General features: G+C 65.8%; 14 protein-coding genes. 8 read left to right on the top strand and 6 right to left on the bottom strand.

Annotated features, from left to right (window positions below; genetic code table 11):
* Window positions 1-62 precede the first annotated feature (62 nt).
* Entirely contained in the window at window positions 63-914 is an 852-nt protein-coding gene (locus QH196_RS27310) for an SDR family oxidoreductase (protein ID WP_280418708.1), read from the top strand.
* A gap of 377 nt (window positions 915-1,291) precedes the next feature.
* Here QH196_RS27310 and QH196_RS27315 read toward each other — a convergent pair whose 3' ends face one another.
* The gene (locus QH196_RS27315) at window positions 1,292-3,193 is read right to left on the bottom strand and encodes a glycosyltransferase (protein ID WP_280418709.1); all 1,902 of its coding nucleotides are present in this window, start codon (window positions 3,191-3,193) and stop codon (window positions 1,292-1,294) included.
* A 74-nt stretch (window positions 3,194-3,267) separates the two neighbouring features.
* Window positions 3,268-3,810, bottom strand: a complete 543-nt coding sequence (locus QH196_RS27320; RefSeq protein ID WP_280418710.1) for a GtrA family protein — start codon at window positions 3,808-3,810, stop codon at window positions 3,268-3,270.
* A gap of 98 nt (window positions 3,811-3,908) precedes the next feature.
* Here QH196_RS27320 and QH196_RS27325 point away from each other — a divergent pair, with 98 nt between their 5' ends.
* Complete coding sequence (locus QH196_RS27325) at window positions 3,909-4,904, top strand: glycosyltransferase (RefSeq protein WP_280418711.1); 996 nt, start codon at window positions 3,909-3,911, stop codon at window positions 4,902-4,904.
* Complete coding sequence (locus tag QH196_RS27330) at window positions 4,901-6,421, top strand: DUF2142 domain-containing protein (protein WP_280418712.1); 1,521 nt, start codon at window positions 4,901-4,903, stop codon at window positions 6,419-6,421. The genes QH196_RS27325 and QH196_RS27330 overlap by 4 nt, the downstream gene beginning before the upstream one ends.
* Window positions 6,422-6,451: 30 nt before the next feature.
* On the opposite strand, the gene rfbB is transcribed toward QH196_RS27330, so the two are convergent.
* The 3 genes from rfbB to QH196_RS27345 all read right to left on the bottom strand — a co-directional run bounded on the left by rfbB (window position 6,452) and on the right by QH196_RS27345 (window position 10,628).
* A complete protein-coding gene (rfbB, locus tag QH196_RS27335) occupies window positions 6,452-7,462 on the bottom strand; it encodes a dTDP-glucose 4,6-dehydratase (RefSeq protein ID WP_280418713.1) in 1,011 nt (336 codons plus the stop codon).
* Between the two features lie 28 nt (window positions 7,463-7,490).
* A complete protein-coding gene (locus QH196_RS27340; RefSeq protein ID WP_280418714.1) occupies window positions 7,491-9,473 on the bottom strand; it encodes a hypothetical protein in 1,983 nt (660 codons plus the stop codon).
* A 114-nt stretch (window positions 9,474-9,587) separates the two neighbouring features.
* Complete coding sequence (locus tag QH196_RS27345) at window positions 9,588-10,628, bottom strand: ATP-grasp domain-containing protein (RefSeq protein WP_280418721.1); 1,041 nt, start codon at window positions 10,626-10,628, stop codon at window positions 9,588-9,590.
* A gap of 594 nt (window positions 10,629-11,222) precedes the next feature.
* On the opposite strand from QH196_RS27345, the gene rfbA reads away from it, so the two are divergent.
* From rfbA to QH196_RS27360, 3 genes are all read left to right on the top strand, one after another.
* On the top strand, window positions 11,223-12,095 hold the full coding sequence (gene rfbA / locus QH196_RS27350) for a glucose-1-phosphate thymidylyltransferase RfbA (protein WP_280418715.1): 873 nt from the start codon (window positions 11,223-11,225) through the stop codon (window positions 12,093-12,095).
* A gap of 8 nt (window positions 12,096-12,103) precedes the next feature.
* Window positions 12,104-12,658, top strand: a complete 555-nt coding sequence (locus QH196_RS27355) for a dTDP-4-dehydrorhamnose 3,5-epimerase family protein (protein WP_280418716.1) — start codon at window positions 12,104-12,106, stop codon at window positions 12,656-12,658.
* A 423-nt stretch (window positions 12,659-13,081) separates the two neighbouring features.
* A complete protein-coding gene (locus QH196_RS27360) occupies window positions 13,082-13,561 on the top strand; it encodes a hypothetical protein (protein WP_280418717.1) in 480 nt (159 codons plus the stop codon).
* A gap of 167 nt (window positions 13,562-13,728) precedes the next feature.
* On the opposite strand, the gene QH196_RS27365 is transcribed toward QH196_RS27360, so the two are convergent.
* The gene (locus tag QH196_RS27365) at window positions 13,729-14,166 is read right to left on the bottom strand and encodes a GtrA family protein (RefSeq protein ID WP_280418718.1); all 438 of its coding nucleotides are present in this window, start codon (window positions 14,164-14,166) and stop codon (window positions 13,729-13,731) included.
* Window positions 14,167-14,354: 188 nt separating this feature from the next.
* Here QH196_RS27365 and QH196_RS27370 point away from each other — a divergent pair, with 188 nt between their 5' ends.
* Together QH196_RS27370 and QH196_RS27375 are read left to right on the top strand one after the other, a co-directional pair.
* On the top strand, window positions 14,355-15,830 hold the full coding sequence (locus tag QH196_RS27370; RefSeq protein WP_280418719.1) for an FAD-binding oxidoreductase: 1,476 nt from the start codon (window positions 14,355-14,357) through the stop codon (window positions 15,828-15,830).
* On the top strand, window positions 15,827-16,606 hold the full coding sequence (locus QH196_RS27375; protein ID WP_280418720.1) for a decaprenylphospho-beta-D-erythro-pentofuranosid-2-ulose 2-reductase: 780 nt from the start codon (window positions 15,827-15,829) through the stop codon (window positions 16,604-16,606). Before QH196_RS27370 ends, QH196_RS27375 begins: the two co-directional genes overlap by 4 nt.
* Window positions 16,607-16,702 lie beyond the last annotated feature (96 nt).

The raw sequence follows: 16,702 nt of genomic DNA on the forward strand, positions 1-16,702 counted from the left end.
CGCATGCGCCGACCATGTGGTGAACCGCTGGGCGGCGGCCGCTACGACAAAAGGGGCAGGGTATGACGGCAACGGGAGACAAACCACTGCGCGGGCGGACGATGATCATGTCCGGCGGCAGCCGGGGCATCGGCCTGGAGATCGCCAAGCGGGCCGGCGCCGACGGCGCGAATATCACCTTGATCGCCAAAACCGATCAGCCGCATCCCAAACTGCCCGGCACCATCCACACCGCGGCGGCCGAGATCGAGGCCGCGGGCGGTACGGTGCTGCCGTTCGTCGGTGATATCCGGCTCGACGATTCGGTGGCCGAAGCCGTCCGGCAGACCACCGAACGTTTCGGCGGGATCGATATGGTGGTGAACAACGCCTCCGCCATCGACCTGTCCCCCACCGACGCGCTGGCGATGAAGAAGTACGACCTGATGCAGGACATCAACTGCCGCGGCAGTTTCCTGCTCTCCAAACTCTGCATTCCGGAGCTGCGCAAATCCGCGTCCGCCGGACGTAATCCGCATATCCTCACCCTGTCGCCACCACTGAACCTGGACCCGAAATGGGCAGGTTCCTCCCTGGGCTACACGATCGCCAAGTACGGTATGTCGCTGACCACGCTGGGCCTGGCCGAGGAACTGAAATCCGACGGTATCGGCGTGAATTCGCTGTGGCCACGCACCACCATCGCCACCGCCGCGGTGCGCAATCTCCTCGGCGGTGACGAGATGGTGAGCACCTCCCGGACCCCGGATATCTACGCCGACGCGGCCTACCTGGTGCTCACCTCACCGGGCGCCGAAACCACCGGCAATTTCTTCATCGACGACGAGGTACTGGCCGCCCACGGCATCACCGACCTCGACAAGTACCGCGTAACCCCCGGCGACGGCCCGCTCACCACCGACCTCTTCCTCTGATCACAGTCGGCCCACTCGCCGCGCCGCGGCGGTGACCCTCGCCCGGCAGACGGACTGCTGCTACCGACTGCCACGTCCAAACGAGTGGGGTGAGGTCGCCGGGGTTATCCCGGCCGCACGGTGCGCTTCGAGGCCGGTGGCCGACCGGCGCGGTCTCCAGCGTACTGGACGACCGGCGCCCTGACCGCCGGGCGTAGTGGGCCGAGCTCGGCCGGCGGGGTCGCAGGACGAGTCCGCACACTGCGGCACTCGCACCCCTCGACGAGCTAGTGGACGCATGCGCGCCACGGCCGCTGACCAACCGGCTACTGCGGAGCGCGGCGCGCGCGAATATCGACTGTTACGGGTGGAACGCCCCGGTTCCACCCGTGATCAGCTCATTTTCCGTTGATGCCGTACAACCGCTCCCAGTTCTCGCGGCTGGTGAGTTCGGCATGGGCGCTGCGGTAGCGCTCCTGCAGCGTCGGCAGTTCCTTGCGCAACCGGCGCAGGACCCGCAGCGTGCGCAGCAGCAGGGCGCGCGCCCGCGCCTTGTCGCGTTTACGCACCCGCACCCCCGACTGCGAGGCGTCGGTGACGACCACATGATCGAACAGCGAGACATGCCACCAGTGCGCGTCCTCGCGGGTCACTCCCATGAGCCCGTACTGCACCCGGCCGGTCCACTGCTGGATCGCACGTTTGATCAGTACCGCCAGTAGCCGGCTCGGTTCGCCACCGGCCCGGCGTATCCGGATATCGGCGGAGTTCACCGTCGGGGTGGCGGCCGGATGTTTCACGGTTTCGGGGTAGTCGGCGCGGCTGGTGCGGGCCCGGCGCAGTACCTCGGTGCCGCCGTCGTGCAGGATCTGCGGCCCCTGCAGGAAGTCCTCGATACCCTGCAGTGTGGTGTGGGCGAGACCGTACTGCATCCCGACCAGGTACTCCGAGATATTGCGGAGCAGCTGCCGGGAGACGGTGCCGGCATCCAGGTCGGTGTGCATGGCGCTGACGATCAGCGAGTTACGGGTGCTGAAGTAGCGGGCCCAGTCGTCGAAATCCTTCCAATAGAAGTCCGCGTGCCAGACCGCCGCATTCGGCAGGGTGACCGTGACGAACCCGTGCTCGCGGGCGCGGACACCGTACTCCACATCGTCCCACTGGAAGAAGATCGGCAGCGGCAGCCCGATCTTCTTCACGACCTCGGCCGGGATCAGGCAGGTCCACCAGGCGTTGTAGCCGGCGTCGACGCGGCGTTCCTGGTTCTTCTTCAGCATGCTGGTGTTGCGCAGCGCCTTGGGCACCTTCTGGCCGTGCATCAGCTTGTCCAGGTGCACATCCTCGGCGCCGACGTTGAGGTAATCGGGGTTGAGCAGGAACAGCATCTGGGCGCCGACCAGGGTCGGTTCCACGGTGAGGTTGGCGAAGGCCTGCAACCGCAGCACGGTTTCGGGTTCACAGAGAATATCGTCGTCCATGAGGATGACGTCGGCGTGTTCGTTGGCCGCCGACACCTCGTACAGCCCGCGAGTGAAACCGCCGGCGCCGCCCAGGTTGGGCTGGCGGATATAGCGCAGTTTCGCGCCGAGCGCGGGCCGGGTTTCCTGGTATCGCGGCTGGTTCTCCACCAGATCGGTGCCCTGGTCCACCACGTACACCGCGTCGAGGGCGCCGAGCACCGTCTCGTCGGAGGCCAGTGCCGCGACGGTTTCGGCGCAGTCCTGGGCGCGGTTGAAGGTGCAGATGGCGATGGCCACCGGGCGGACGGTATCGGGCGCCGGGGCGGTCCAGGTGAGGTCCGAAACGGCCAGTTCCCCGCCGACGGCATCGAATTCGAGCCAGAGCGCCCCGCCGTCGACGAATTGGTCCAGTGGCGCGGTCAGGGTCACCGAGCCGCTGGTGGTGGTCTCGGTGCTGCCGACGATGCGGCGGTGCCCGGCGATATCGGAGGCAACGATCCGCACTCTGGCGTGTTTGCCGACGTGCAGGGTCATGGTCGCCTGCACTTCGGTCACCACGGTCCAGCGCTGCCAATAGCTGGCGGCGAAACGGCCGAAATAGGTGTTGGTGTGTGCGGTGGCACCCTTTTCCAGGTGCAGGCTCAGCCGATCGCGGGTGGCGCGGCCGCCCTTGACCACCGCGTACAGCTCGTCGCTGATCTTGGGTGACGGTCCGGTGAAGATGCCCCGGGCGAGCACCAGCCGGTCCGGTGCCCGGTGGTGTTCGGCGCGCAGCGACTCCGGCGCGACCGCCGAGTGTTCGTTCGTCTCGCTAACGGCCTGCATAGCCGACTGGTCCATGAAGTCCTCGAAATCCTTATATGCCGACGGGACCGACATGTCCCGGAATACGGTTCGCGGCGGGCCCGAGAATATCAATCAGCCACGCCGGTCGCCCGTTCGGTCGTTTCCCTATCGCCTTCGCCCGTAAACACGAACTTGTCGTAAGCCCAATACCGGAACACCACCGCGACGATCTGACCTATCAGCGTTCCAGAAATATTGTCGGCCAGCGGAGTGGACAGATCCAGCACATACCGGGAGAAACCCAGGCAACCCAGCTGCAGCCCGATGGCGATCACATTGATCAGCGCGTACATCACGTATTCGCGGGCCGGGCTACCGGTTTGCTTATGCGAGAACGTCCACCATTTGTTGCCGAAGTAGGTGACCACGGTCGCCACCGCGATCGCGATGATCTTCGCGGGCAGCGGGACGTGGAACATCACCCCCTCGCCGCCCCAGGCGCCGAAGTTGAACACCAGCAGGTTGTAGGTGCCGGCATCGACCAGGAACCCGATCACCCCGACCACCAGGAACGCCGCGCTCTGCCGTAACCCGGCACGCACCCGTGCGACGAGCGAACGAGGGGCAGGCGCGCCGGTGTCGACCACGGCCGACGACTCACCAGATGACACGCGCCGACGGTACCGTAGTGACCTGAGCCATCGCCCACGACACCGACCCGGTACTCTCCCGGTGTTCCCATATCCATCGATTTCGAGGATTTGACCAGGTGGAGTCCACCGTTCTGCGCGTTGCCGCCGTGGTTCCGTGCCACAACGAAGAAGCGTCGGTCGCCAAGGTCGTCACCGACCTGAAGGCCGCGGTGCCCGGGATCGTCGTGTACGTGTACGACAATCTCAGCACCGATGCCACGGTCGAGAAGGCACAGGCCGCCGGCGCCATCGTGCGCAAGGAACTGGCCAAGGGCAAGGGCAATGTCGTACGCCGCGCCTTCGCCGATATCGAGGCCGATGTGTACCTCATGATCGACGGCGACGACACCTACGATGCGGCCGCGGCCCCGCAAATGATCGAAACCCTGCTCTCCGGCCCCTTCGATCATGTGCTCGGCGTCCGGAAGCAGGATGTGGGCGGATCGGCCTACCGGGCCGGCCACGAAACCGGTAACCGAGTCCTCAACGGCGTGGTCGGCAAGGTTTTCGGCGAAAACGTCGAGGATATGCTGAGCGGGTTCCGGGTGTTCTCCCGCCGCTTCGTCAAGAGTTTTCCCGCCGTATCCCGGGAATTCGAAATCGAAACCGAACTCACCGTGCACTCGCTGCATTTGCGCGTTCCCAAGGCCGCGGTGCCCGTCGGCTTCCGGGATCGGCCCGCAGGCAGTGAGAGCAAATTACGCACCTACCACGACGGATTCAAAATCCTCGCCCTGATCTTCGGCCTGGCCCGGCACGAGCGGCCGGTCGCGTTCTACGGCCTGTTCGGGACACTCAGCTGGATCGTCTCGGTGGTATTGACCATCCCGATCATCGCGGAATACTACGAATCCCATACCGTGCCGCGCTTCCCCACCCTCTTCCTGGCGTGCACACTGCTGCTGGTGGGATTCCTCGCCTGGACCGCAGGCCTGATCCTGGACGGTATCCGCCGCTCCCGGCACGAAGCCGCCCGGCTGATCTACCTGCGCTATGAGGCGCCGACCGCGGCGCAACCGGCCGCTTCGACCGGCGAACCCCAGCCGGATCCTGTGGCCGGGGACGTCCGTTGACCGCCGATACCGAGACCCGTCCCGCCGCAAACGAGCGGGCCGCGGGCAGCAAACCCCTGTCCGCTCCGGCCCGCGCCGGTCGCGCCGTGATCCACCGGGCCGGCCCGGCGACCGTCGCCTTCCTCCTGCTCGCCGGGATCTTCGGCCTGGTGTTCGCGGTGATGAGCCCACCGTTCTGGGGCCACGACGAACTCACCCAGTTCGGCCGCGCCTACCAGGTATCGCAGGGCGGGCTGGGCCCCACCGAAATCGAAGACGACCGCGGTATCGCCTACGGCGGTGAAGTACCGGCCTCCGTGGAGGCGCTCATGGGCTTCGCGCTCGACGATTACACCCACAACCCGGGTGAGCCCTTTCCCCTCGTCGCCGACCCCGGCACCTACCAGCGGCTGAGCGATGCACCGGTCACCGATGAGCGGAAAACGGTGTGGTTCACCAATACCGCGGCATATTCGGCGGTGCCCTACATCCCGAACGCAATCGGTATCTGGGCCGCCGACCTCGTCGGTGCCGATACGGGCACCCTGGTACGCCTCACCAGGCTCGCCGGACTGGCCTCTTACCTGCTGGTGGTCGGTTTCGCGCTGTGGGCGCTGCGGGCGCACCGCATCCAATGGCTGGCGTTCACCGTGGCCGTTCTGCCGATCGCGGTGTTCCAGGCCGGCACCATCACCGCCGACACCCTCACCAACGCGCTGGCCCTGCTGGTCTCCGCACTGTTGGTGAAAGGCCTGTTCCTCGGGGACCGGCTGGGTCGCGCCGAAACGTGCGCGGTGATGGCCTGCGCCGTTCTGCTGCCGCTGTGCAAACCGACCTACATCCTGCTGGCCATGCTGGTGGTACTGATTCCGGCCGAGCGAATGGGCCTGACCGGGTGGCGCCGGTGGATCACCTGGGCCTGCGCCGCCGTGGGCGCCGCCGGGTTCGCGGTGTGGATGAAGATCGCGGCACCGACCGGCGAGGGCACCAGCCTGATGCGCCCGCAGCACCAGTGGTACACGGTCGATACCGGCGAACAGTTGATCGGCATCCTGACCGACCCGTTCGGTTTCCTGCGAACCTTCTGGGAAAGCATTCTGCGCCGCGACCACGAATGGTTCACCGAGTTCTTCGGCGAACTCGGCTTCGCCTACGTGAACGTGCCCGCCACCGCGATCGTGGCCTGCCTGCTTGCCCTCGCCGTGAGTGTCGGGACGGCCGAACGCTTCGCCCACCCGGATTTCCGGCGGACACTGGTGGTCGCGCTGACCATGGCCGCCAGTGTCGCGATGATCTACGTAACGCTGTACATGTCGTTCACGCCGGTCGGCTACTACATCATCGACGGCGTCCAGGGCCGGTACTTCATTCCGCTGGCCATCGTGACGTTGGCGGTGTTGCTGCGCTGGATGCCGCTGCGGCTACGCGGCCCCGAGGACCGCGCGCCGGGGCGGGGTGCCGCGGTGACGATCGTGGTCGCGGCGACGATCGCGCTGGTCGCGACGGTTGCGAAGTACCACATCTACGTCTGGGCCTAGGTGTCCATTTCGCCGCCTCCAGTCGCGAGATCAGGGGGCGGCGATGGTCCGTTCACCGGCTTCGGCGTAGGCGCGTTCGGTGGCCGCTTTGACCGGGCGCCACCAGGATTCGTTGTCCCGGTACCAGGCTACGGTGGCGGCCAGGCCGGTCCGGAAGTCCGCGTAGCGGGGGCGCCAGCCGAGTTCGTCGCGGAGCGTGCTCGCATCGATGGCATAGCGCTGATCGTGCCCGGCACGGTCGGTGACGAAATCGAAATCATCGGGAGCGCGACCGAATTCGGCCAGCAGTAGTTCGACCACGGTGCGGTTGCCGAGTTCGCCGTCCGCGCCGATCAAATACGTCTGGCCGATCCGGCCGCGTTCCAGCACATCCCAGACGGCGCGGTTGTGATCGTCCACGTGGATCCAGTCGCGGATCTGCTGTCCGCCGCCGTACAGTCGCGGCCGCACGCCGTCGATCAGATTGGTGATCTGGCGTGGAATGAACTTCTCGACATGCTGATACGGCCCGTAGTTGTTGGAGCAGTTCGACAGGGTGGCGCGAATCCCGAAGGACCGCACCCACGCGCGGACCAACATATCGCCGGACGCCTTCGTCGCCGAATAGGGACTCGACGGGTTGTACGGCGTGCGTTCGGTGAACGCGGGATCGCCGGGGGCGAGATCACCGTAGACCTCGTCGGTGGACACATGGTGGTAGCGCACATCGTGGCGGCGCACGGCCTGCAGCAGGGCGTAGGTGCCGACGATATTGGTCTGCACGAACGGCCACGGTTCGGTCAGGGAATTGTCGTTATGCGATTCGGCGGCGAAATGAACCACCGCGTCCACCCCGCTGACCAGTTCGTCGACCAGGTCGAGATCCGCGATATCCCCGTGCACGAAATCGATGCGGTCGGCCACCGGGTCCAGCGAGGAACGGTTACCGGCATAGGTGAGCGCATCCAGAACGGTGACCGTCACCTCCGGCCGTTCGGTGACGGTCTGCTGGACGAAGTTGGCTCCGATGAACCCGGCCCCACCGGTCACGAGAAGACGCACCCGTCCACTCTACGTCCCGGTACGCAGTTCACGCGGGCAGCCGATCCGCCCCCCAACTGCGGTGCACATAGCCGACGACCCGGTCCAGTTCGGTGCGGTCCACCGAGGCCAGTTCACCCGGTTCGAGCGGGTCGAAATGGAAGATATAGAGCCGGGAGGCGAACTGTTCGAACGGCAGCGACGCCTCACCGAAGCGTTCGCCGTGGCCGGCCGTGCCCACCACGACCCCGTCGCCCCAGTCCTGACCGCTGTCGTTGTTCGGGTTGTAGAAATAGACCCGCATCCGATCCTGTGGATCCAGTGCGACCCGCAGGATGGTGATCGCATGCCAGCCCACGAACCGCGCGGCGCTGTCGGTCACCGCGACCCCGGCCGGCTGCGGGTGGATCAACGGCTGGTTGCCGTTGTGGAACGGGTGGTAACTGGCATAGAAGTGGCGCAGGAACTCGTCCAGATCGGTGAGCTGCCCGGTGGCCACATCGACGTTGATCCGGAAGCCCCGGCCCGACCACCAGCCGTGGAACTCCGGGTTCACCCAGCGGTGCGGATCACCCTCGCGATCGGCGCATTGCCGGCCCATTTCCGCATAGATACGGTCCAGATGCGGCACCACCAGCAGCGACACCGGGTCCAGATCGACCGGAAGTTTCGTGGCGACCCCGCCCACGCTGTCGCGCGAGGAGATGGGCCGGCCCTCGAAATGCATGACGACCTCGTCGTCGCGCGCCGCCCACGCCAGTGTCTGCAGCAGATAGTCGGGGTCGTTGTAGGCCCACATCGACAGCGCGCGGGCCGACTGACAGGTGGGGTTGTCGCCCTGACCGACACCGAGTGGCAGCCCCAGGATGGACAGCATGCCCGCGAGCAGGCGGGCATGCGGGTCCGGTTCGGGGCCGAACGCCTGGGTGAGCCGTTCGGCCGAATACGGCGACAGCTGCAGCGCGAGCTGCCGCCACAACGCCGGAGCGACCGGTGGCTGATAGAGGATTCCGCGTTCCAGCAGCAGGGCGATCCCGTAGATGCACTGCGCGGTTTCGACATGTACGGCGTCGGCGATGAGACGGCGTACCAGTTCGTGGTAGCACAGCAGGCATTCGCGGCCGGTGCTGGAAAGGCCCAGCGCCTCCCCCAGCAGGTACTCCCCCTTGCCGAGCAGGAAACGCACCAGCACCGCGTGATACGGGGAGACCAGGCCGGTGTCGTGCATGGACCGGGCGAAACCCGCGGTCTCGTACGCCAGCGCACTGTCGTCCATGGTTTCCAGGCGCTCCCGGTAGACCTCGACACCCGGATCCTCCCGGCACGCCTCGGTGGTGCCGTAGAGGCTGCTGATCAACCGGTCGGCACCGAGCCCGGCGGCGCCCAGGTCGATATCGGGGTTGGTCCGGGCGACGGCGATCTGGGTGATCATCCGCTTCACCGGTTCCACCTGGATCGGACGCTGCCGCAGGATCCGCCAGATCTCGTCGACCAGGTTCTCCAGCACCTTCTCGTAGCCGATCTCCTCGACGAGATGGCGCAGCAGCTCCCGCGAAACCTGGGCCATCCGGCCCTGCTGCGCCCGCTCCGCCTCGGTGGGGGGCGTGAACAGCAGGGTCAGGTTCATGGCCAGCACCTGGGACAGATGATGGTTCGCCTGTTCGGCGGAGATCATCGGGTGCACGTACTCGCCCTTGGCCACCGCCAGCAGCCGCAGATTGCTCACCGTCTCCAGCACCACGGTGTCGGCGTTGGCGCTGCGCAGCGAACCGGTGCTCAGCGAAGGGATCAGAATCTGCGGTTGCGCCCAATCCGTACCGCGGAACAGCCCGGCCGATTCCAGCCGCGCCGCCCGTGCCCGTACGGCCGCACAGCCGCCGGGCAACAGCAGTACTCGGCGCAGCGCCGCGAGAACCCTCGACAGTTTCAGGTGCTTGCCGAAATCGCTGGTGTCCGCGAGCAGCTGCGTCGCGTCATCCAGCAAGGCCAGCCGTCTGTCGAGGGTCGCCCCGTCGCCGCTGAGTGGGGTCAAATGAGGATCCTCCCCGTGATCAGTGCCTATGGCGTATGAGCGACGGCCCTGCGTGGTTACGCTGCGCTACCGCCTTCGGGCCCGGGTCGTTCATACGCGAAACCGCCGAACGAATCAGATGTAGAAATCGAGCTCTTCCTGTCGCTTCAGCAGATCTCGCAAAGTGTACGGGTCGTCACCGAAGAAGTACAACAGGCCCCAATGGTTGCCGAACGCGGTACGTTTGGTCACCTTTTCCGTCAACGGTTCCGCGAGCTCGTGGGTTTCGAAATATTCGTGGTCCTCGGTTTCCTCGGGTACCGACAACTGACTGACCACACGCCGCCGCGGATAAACCCCGAAGCAGCCGGCGTGCCCTTTCGCATCTTCCACTTCACGCGGAAAGAAGTTCTCGATCTCTTCGTCGGTGGTCTTCGGGTCGAAGGCCAGAACGAGGGCATGGTAGGCATTGAACCCGTACGAGCGCTCCAGCAGTTCGAACACCTTGAACCCGGGCGGCCGGTAGGCGACCTCACCGAAGTACATCTCGCCGTCGCTGGTGACGAAGTATTCCGGGTGCACGAAGCCGAACTCGATATCGAACGTTTTCACCAGCCGTTCGACCTGGCGGGTGATCTCCGGCCGGAACTTCTCCAGCTCGGGCGTCGCGGGGACGAAAACAGAATAGCCGAGGGTGACATATTCGGAAATGTTCAGGAAGCATATCCGGCCGTTGTGGATCCAGGCCTCCACCGCGAATTCCCAGCCGTCCAGATGTGATTCCATGAGCACGGGGAACTCGTCGTCGGGGATCGTATCGATCTCGTCCGGGGTCCGGATAACGCGATGTCCGAGACAACCGGCCTTGTCGAAGGCCTTCACGTGAATGGGATCGTTGGGGTCGCCGTCGAGTTTCAGCAGGGTCTGGTTCACTCGCTTCAGAAAACGGATCACATCATCGCGTTCGTGTGCCTCCTCGAAAATTCCGACGCGGATCCCGCCCAGTTGCGCACGCCGCTTCATCAGCGCTTTGTCGCGCAACAGCATGGCCTGCCCGAAAAGGCGCGGATTGTCCATCAGTACCGAGTTGATGGCACCCGCCCATTCGACGGTTTCCTCGAAGATCGGGATGGCAACGTCCACGCCCATATCCTGTAATGTCTCGGCGATTTCCATCGACCGATCGTTGAGCCGCTCGAAATTCCAGGGAATATAAGGTATGCCGTTTTCGGCGCAATAATCCGCCACCCACTCCGGTGCCACCACAACGTAGCGCCGGTCGAAACGATCCACCGCTTCCACAGCATTCAAACTCCAACCCAGCAAGGCCACGTAACCTTTATCCGGGTTGTACTCTTCATCCGGTTTCCGAACTCTGGATTCTGATGCCGAAATCGACAAAACCTCTCCCCTCTCGACCACATCTACAGCTCGCTGAATCACGAGGGCGTCGGTTCACAGGCAAAACTCCGGCCACACCGCCGGCACAGATATCGGGCCGCTACCGAATCCGCGTCGAAAGTTCGAATTCGCCGTGGACCGGAAAATGTAACGCCCTCATTTCCTTCGAGTACCCGATGTTGCCGGAACGAAACCGCCGCCGGGCCGTCCGCACCCGGCGCCGCGCCCGAAAGTGTCGCGGCCGCACCGTCGCCGGGCCGTCCGCGGGTGGCGGTGGTCCGGGACCTGCCCCGCCTCCCCGTGGTCGCCGGACGCCCGAGAGCCTGCCGCACGAGCGCCGCCGCATCCGGGCTGGCACACTGATCGAACATGCGCGGAATCATTCTGGCGGGCGGCACCGGGTCACGGTTGCATCCGATCACGCGCGGGGTGAGCAAACAGCTGGTCCCGGTCTACGACAAGCCGATGGTCTACTACCCGCTGTCCACCCTCATGCTGGCCGGTATCCGGGACATCCTGGTGATCACCACCCCCGAGGACGCCGAATCCTTCACCCGGCTACTCGGCGACGGATCGCAGTTCGGCATCTCGATCAGCTATGTGGTGCAGCCGGTTCCCGACGGTATCGCGAAGGCCTTCGTGCTCGGCGCCGCCCATATCGGCGGCGACTCCGCCGCGCTGGTGCTGGGCGACAACATCTTCCACGGTCCCGGCCTGGGAACCAGCCTGCACCGGTTCGCCGATATCGACGGCGGCGCCGTCTTCGCCTACCGGGTCTCGGATCCGAGCGCCTACGGTGTCGTGGAATTCGCCGACGGTAAGGCGATCTCCATCGAGGAGAAACCGAAGGTCCCGCGCTCGAACTACGTGGTGCCCGGGCTGTACTTCTACGACAACGATGTGGTGGAGATCGCCCGCGGACTCGTCCCGTCGGCGCGCGGAGAGTACGAGATCAGCGATATCAACCGGGCTTACCTGGAAGCGGGCCGGCTGGGTGTCGATGTGCTGGCACGGGGCACCGCGTGGCTCGACACCGGCACCTTCGATTCGCTGCTCGACGCCGCCAACTACGTGCGCACCGTCGAGGAACGCCAAGGTCTGAAGATCGGCGTGCCGGAGGAGGTCGCGTGGCGGATGGGCTATATCGACGACGAACAACTGTGCCTGCTGGCCGACCCGCTGACCCGCTCCGGTTACGGTAAGTATCTGCTCGATCTGCTCGAGCACGGACGGAGTTGGTGAGTAGGTAGATGCGGATCAGTGAGATGTCGGTCCCCGGCGCCTGGGTCTTCAGTCCCACGGTCCACGGCGACGATCGCGGCTGTTTCGCCGAAACCTTCCGCGCCTCGGAGTTCGAGAAGGTCACCGGCCGGCCGTTCGACCTGCTGCAGGTCAACACCTCGGTATCCGCCGCCGGGGTACTGCGCGGGATCCACTACACCGATGATCCGCCCGGCCAGGCGAAATACGTCACCTGCGTGCGCGGCGCGTTCCTGGATGTGGTGATCGACCTGCGGGCCGGGTCCCCCACCTTCGGCCGCTGGGACAGCGTGCTGCTCGACGACCGCGACCGGCGTTCGGTGTTCCTCTCCGAGGGGCTCGGGCATGCCGTCCTGTCGCTGGCCGACGATTCCACCCTCACCTACCTGTGCTCGCTCGAATACAGCCCCGAATACGACCATGATCTGGACGCCTTCGATCCGGACCTGGCCATCGACTGGCCGACGGCCGGTCGCGACGGGCAGCGGCTCACCTATCTCCGTTCACCGAAGGACGCGGCAGCGCCGCGGCTGCGCGACCGCTGACCGCCCGGACGATCCGGGACCGGCGTCGAAGCATTACCCAGGACCCGCCCTCCGGCGCGGTTTCCGCCGGATTCGCCGAGTCGCCGGTTCGGCGGTAGTGTCGCTGCGCGGCGGTTCCGTGATGGGCCGCCCCACGGTGCCGGTGAAATCACCGGCCCAGGCGCCCCGGCTGCCGCCGGGCCGGTTCTCGGGGGATTCGTCCACTGACTCACTGGCCGTACCGGGATCCTCCCTGGATTCCACCCGGGAAGCCGACCGTGACCAGGTATAGCGGTGCCGGCCACTGCTATTCCCCTGTGGAGAGGAATGAGACCTACCCGACAGTCGAAAAAATTCGCTGGAACGGCGTAACGCCACGGGGACCCGGCACCGATACGACCCATGAAAGCCGGAGCTGATCTATACCGGGGAATGGAGATGACAGTGCGTACGACGTTTTCGACTTCCGTCTCGGCGGGCGCCAAGTCCGCGGCTGCGCGGGACTACGTCCAGCGTGGCTGGACGGTCGCCGAAACGACCAACGGCCTGTGCCTGATCACCGATGCCGACGTATCCGCCGTCGAGGTCACCGGGGAGTTGGCCGCGTCGGTACGCCGGTACCTGCGCGCGAACAACCTGACCGGTCCGGTTATCGAGATTCCGGGCGCCGAGCGCCGCGAAATCCATCTGGTCACCGGTATGCGCAAGGCCGAGCGCGCCGTCGAGGCGCTGCGTGCGGCCGGCGCGGTGGTGCACACCGACGGTGACGGCATCCCGCTGCCGCCCACCCACCTCTCGGCGGGTTCGGCCAGCTGGGGCGTCTCCCCCGACGAGGCCCGCTGGATCCCGCCGGTGGTCGCGCTCGGCGCGGCGGTGCGTACCGCCCTCGCCCGGCGCCCGCGCCGGCTGACCAGCGTCGCCTGAGCAGGCACAACAGATAGTCGACGGTAATCAACCCCGGCCGCATCGGACGACCGGGGTTTTCGTCGTACCTGCGCACCGCCGGACTTCTTGCCGAGCCGGGCAGGGATACGCCGATCCGGGCCCGGTTTCGGAAGTCCTCGCCGAGCCGGGAACGGCGCCGGACCGGATCAGCGGATCCGGAAGATGACCAAGCGCTGCACCACGAAATTGATAACCGTCGCCGTACCCTGGGCGATCACGAAAGCCAACGGCACCCGCCACCACAGCCCTTCGTCGAAGGCTTGGTAGAACACCCAGTTGATCCCGACCTGCACGCAGAAGGTCAGGGCATAGAGCACGACCACAGCGATGAAACGGGCCCGGCTGGGCGGCGCATTGAAGGTCCATCGCCGATTGATCAGATACGCCGTCGTGGTGCCGGCGACGAAGCCGATCGCCTTCGCGATATTCACCGGCAGGCCGGCCACCTCGAGCAGCAGCCAGTACAGCCCGAAGTCGACCACTGCCGAGAGCGCACCGGTGGCCACGAACCGCACCAGCTGCGTCTTCAGGCCGATGTGCGTGCTCGCCTCGTCGAGGGCCACCGGCGCGAGACCGGCGGTCACCTGGTCCCCGGACGACAGGGAGGTATCCCCGGTTTCCCCCGGCGCTACCCGGGGTCCCCGGCTTACAGCATTGCTTTCAGGGGCCACCGCCCGAAATCTACTTGCCGAACCCCGCCCGCGGGACGTCTGGGTGGCCAAGACATAGTCACAGCCGCAGGGGCGGCCGTGTTGCAGTAGCCTCTATCCCGATGTCCACGAAAGCTCCGACCTCGACCCAGTCGGCCGGTACCGAGACCCCGGCGGCCGGCGAACCCGATACAGCTGTTACCGGGTTCGCGCTACCCACCACCACCCGGAAACTCGCCGGATGGGCTCGTACCGCCGCGACCACCGCCGAGGTGCTCTCGACGAGCGACCCGGAACTCATCGCCGAAGCGGTCGCCAAGGTCGCCACGGACAACGATGGCAAACCGGCGCATCTGCGTCGCGGTGTGATCGCCCGCGGTCTCGGCCGCTCCTATGGCGACAACGCGCAGAACGCGGGTGGCCTGGTGGTCGATATGACCGCGTTGAACAAGATCCACCGGATCGACCGGGACAGCCGGTTGGTGGATGTCGACGCGGGCGTGAATCTCGATCAGCTGATGAAGGCCGCGCTGCCGTTCGGGCTGTGGGTCCCGGTGCTGCCCGGCACCCGGCAGGTCACCGTCGGCGGCGCCATCGGTTCCGATATCCACGGTAAGAACCATCACAGTGCGGGCAGTTTCGGTAACCATGTGCGCTCGATGCAGCTGCTCACCGCGGACGGCACCGTACAGACCATCAGCCCCAAGAAGAACGCCAAACTGTTCTGGGCCACGGTCGGCGGCTGCGGCCTGACCGGCATCATCCTGCGGGCCACCATCGAGATGACCCCGACCGAAACCGCGTACTTCATCGCAGACGGTGATGTGACCGCGGGCCTCGACGAAACCATCGCCTTCCACAGCGACGGTTCCGAGGACAAGTACGAGTACAGCTCCGCCTGGTTCGACGCGCTGAGCCCGATGCCGAAACTCGGCCGGGCGGTGATTTCGCGCGGTTCGCTGGCGAAGCTGGACCAGCTGCCGAAGAAGCTGCAGAAGAATCCGCTCGGGTTCACCGGTAAGACCTTCCTCACGTTCCCGGATGTGTTCCCGAACGGTCTGCTCAACAACAAGACCTTCACGCTGGCGACCGAGGTCTGGTATCGCAAGGGCGCGACCTACCGGCAGAAGCCGCAGAATCTGACGGCCTTCTACCATCCGCTCGATATGCTCGGCGAATGGAACCGCGCCTACGGTTCACGCGGTTTCCTGCAGTACCAGTTCGTGGTGCCGCCGGAGGCGGTGGCGGAGTTCAAGCAGATCCTCATCGATATCCAGGCCAGCGGGCATTACTCGTTCCTCAACGTGTTCAAGTACTTCGGTGAAGGTAATCAGGCGCCGTTGAGTTTCCCGATGCCGGGCTGGAACGTCTGCCTGGACTTCCCGATCGTGCCCGGCCTCAACGAGTTCGTCACCGAATTGGACCGGCGGGTCCTGGAATTCGGTGGCCGGCTCTACACCGGGAAGGATTCGCGCACCACCGCCGAAACCTTCCACCAGATGTATCCCCGGATCGACGAGTGGATCAAGGTGCGCCGCAGCGTCGACCCGACAGGCGTATTCATGTCCGATATGGCGAGAAGGCTGGAGCTTCAGTGATCAACGCGGTAGGCAATCCGCAGTCCATTCTGCTGTTCGGCGGGACCTCGGAAATCGGCCTCGCGATCTGTGCGGAGTACCTGAAGAAGGGCCCGGCCCGGGTGGTCCTGGCCGTTGTGCCCGGTGACCCGCTACGCGATACCGCTGTCGCCCAGATGAAGGCAGCCGGTGCGAGCCGGGTCGATGTGATCGATTTCGACGCGCTCGATACCGCCGCACACTCCGAGGTTGTCGAAAAGGCCTGGGCCGAGGGTGATATCGATGTGGCGATCGTGGCATTCGGGTTGCTCGGCAATGCCGAGGAACTGTGGCAGGATCAGCGCAAGGCGGTCCAGATCGCGCAGATCAACTACACCGCCGCCGTCTCGGTGGGTGTGCTGATCGGCGAAAAGATGAAGGCGCAGGGCTTCGGCCGGATCATCGCCATGTCCTCGGCGGCCGGTGAGCGGGTACGGCGCTCGAATTTCGTCTACGGCTCCACCAAGGCCGGGCTGGACGGTTTCTACCTGGGCCTGGGCGAGGCGCTGCGGCCGTTCGGGCCGCGCGTGCTGGTGATCCGGCCCGGCCAGGTGCGTACCACCACCACGATCGAGCACTGGAAGGCCACCGGCGCCAAAGAGGCACCGCTCACGGTGGACAAGGAAGAAGTGGCGGCGCTGGCCGTCGCGGCCTCGGAGAAGGGCAAGGAGCTCATCTGGGCGCCCGGCGCGTTCCGGTACGTGATGATGATCCTGCGCCATATCCCGCGCCCGATCTTCCGCAAGCTCCCCGTCTGACGCCGCGCCGCGACAGGCGGCCGGAACAAGCTCGAAGGGGGGGGGGGGGGGGGGGGGGGGGGGGGCCCCCCCCGCGGGGGGGGTGGAGGGGGGGGG

It is taken from the genome of Nocardia carnea, from assembly GCF_029868325.1.
GTDB lineage: Bacteria > Actinomycetota > Actinomycetes > Mycobacteriales > Mycobacteriaceae > Nocardia > Nocardia carnea_C.

Coding starts and splice junctions, on each gene's coding strand:
- QH196_RS27315 (WP_280418709.1), bottom strand. CDS start 3,193: ATGGACCAGTCGGCTATGCAGGCCGTTAGCGAGACGAACGAACACTCG.
- QH196_RS27310 (WP_280418708.1), top strand. CDS start 63: ATGACGGCAACGGGAGACAAACCACTGCGCGGGCGGACGATGATCATG.
- rfbA (WP_280418715.1), top strand. CDS start 11,223: ATGCGCGGAATCATTCTGGCGGGCGGCACCGGGTCACGGTTGCATCCG.
- QH196_RS27370 (WP_280418719.1), top strand. CDS start 14,355: ATGTCCACGAAAGCTCCGACCTCGACCCAGTCGGCCGGTACCGAGACC.
- QH196_RS27355 (WP_280418716.1), top strand. CDS start 12,104: ATGCGGATCAGTGAGATGTCGGTCCCCGGCGCCTGGGTCTTCAGTCCC.
- QH196_RS27345 (WP_280418721.1), bottom strand. CDS start 10,628: ATGGAAATCGCCGAGACATTACAGGATATGGGCGTGGACGTTGCCATC.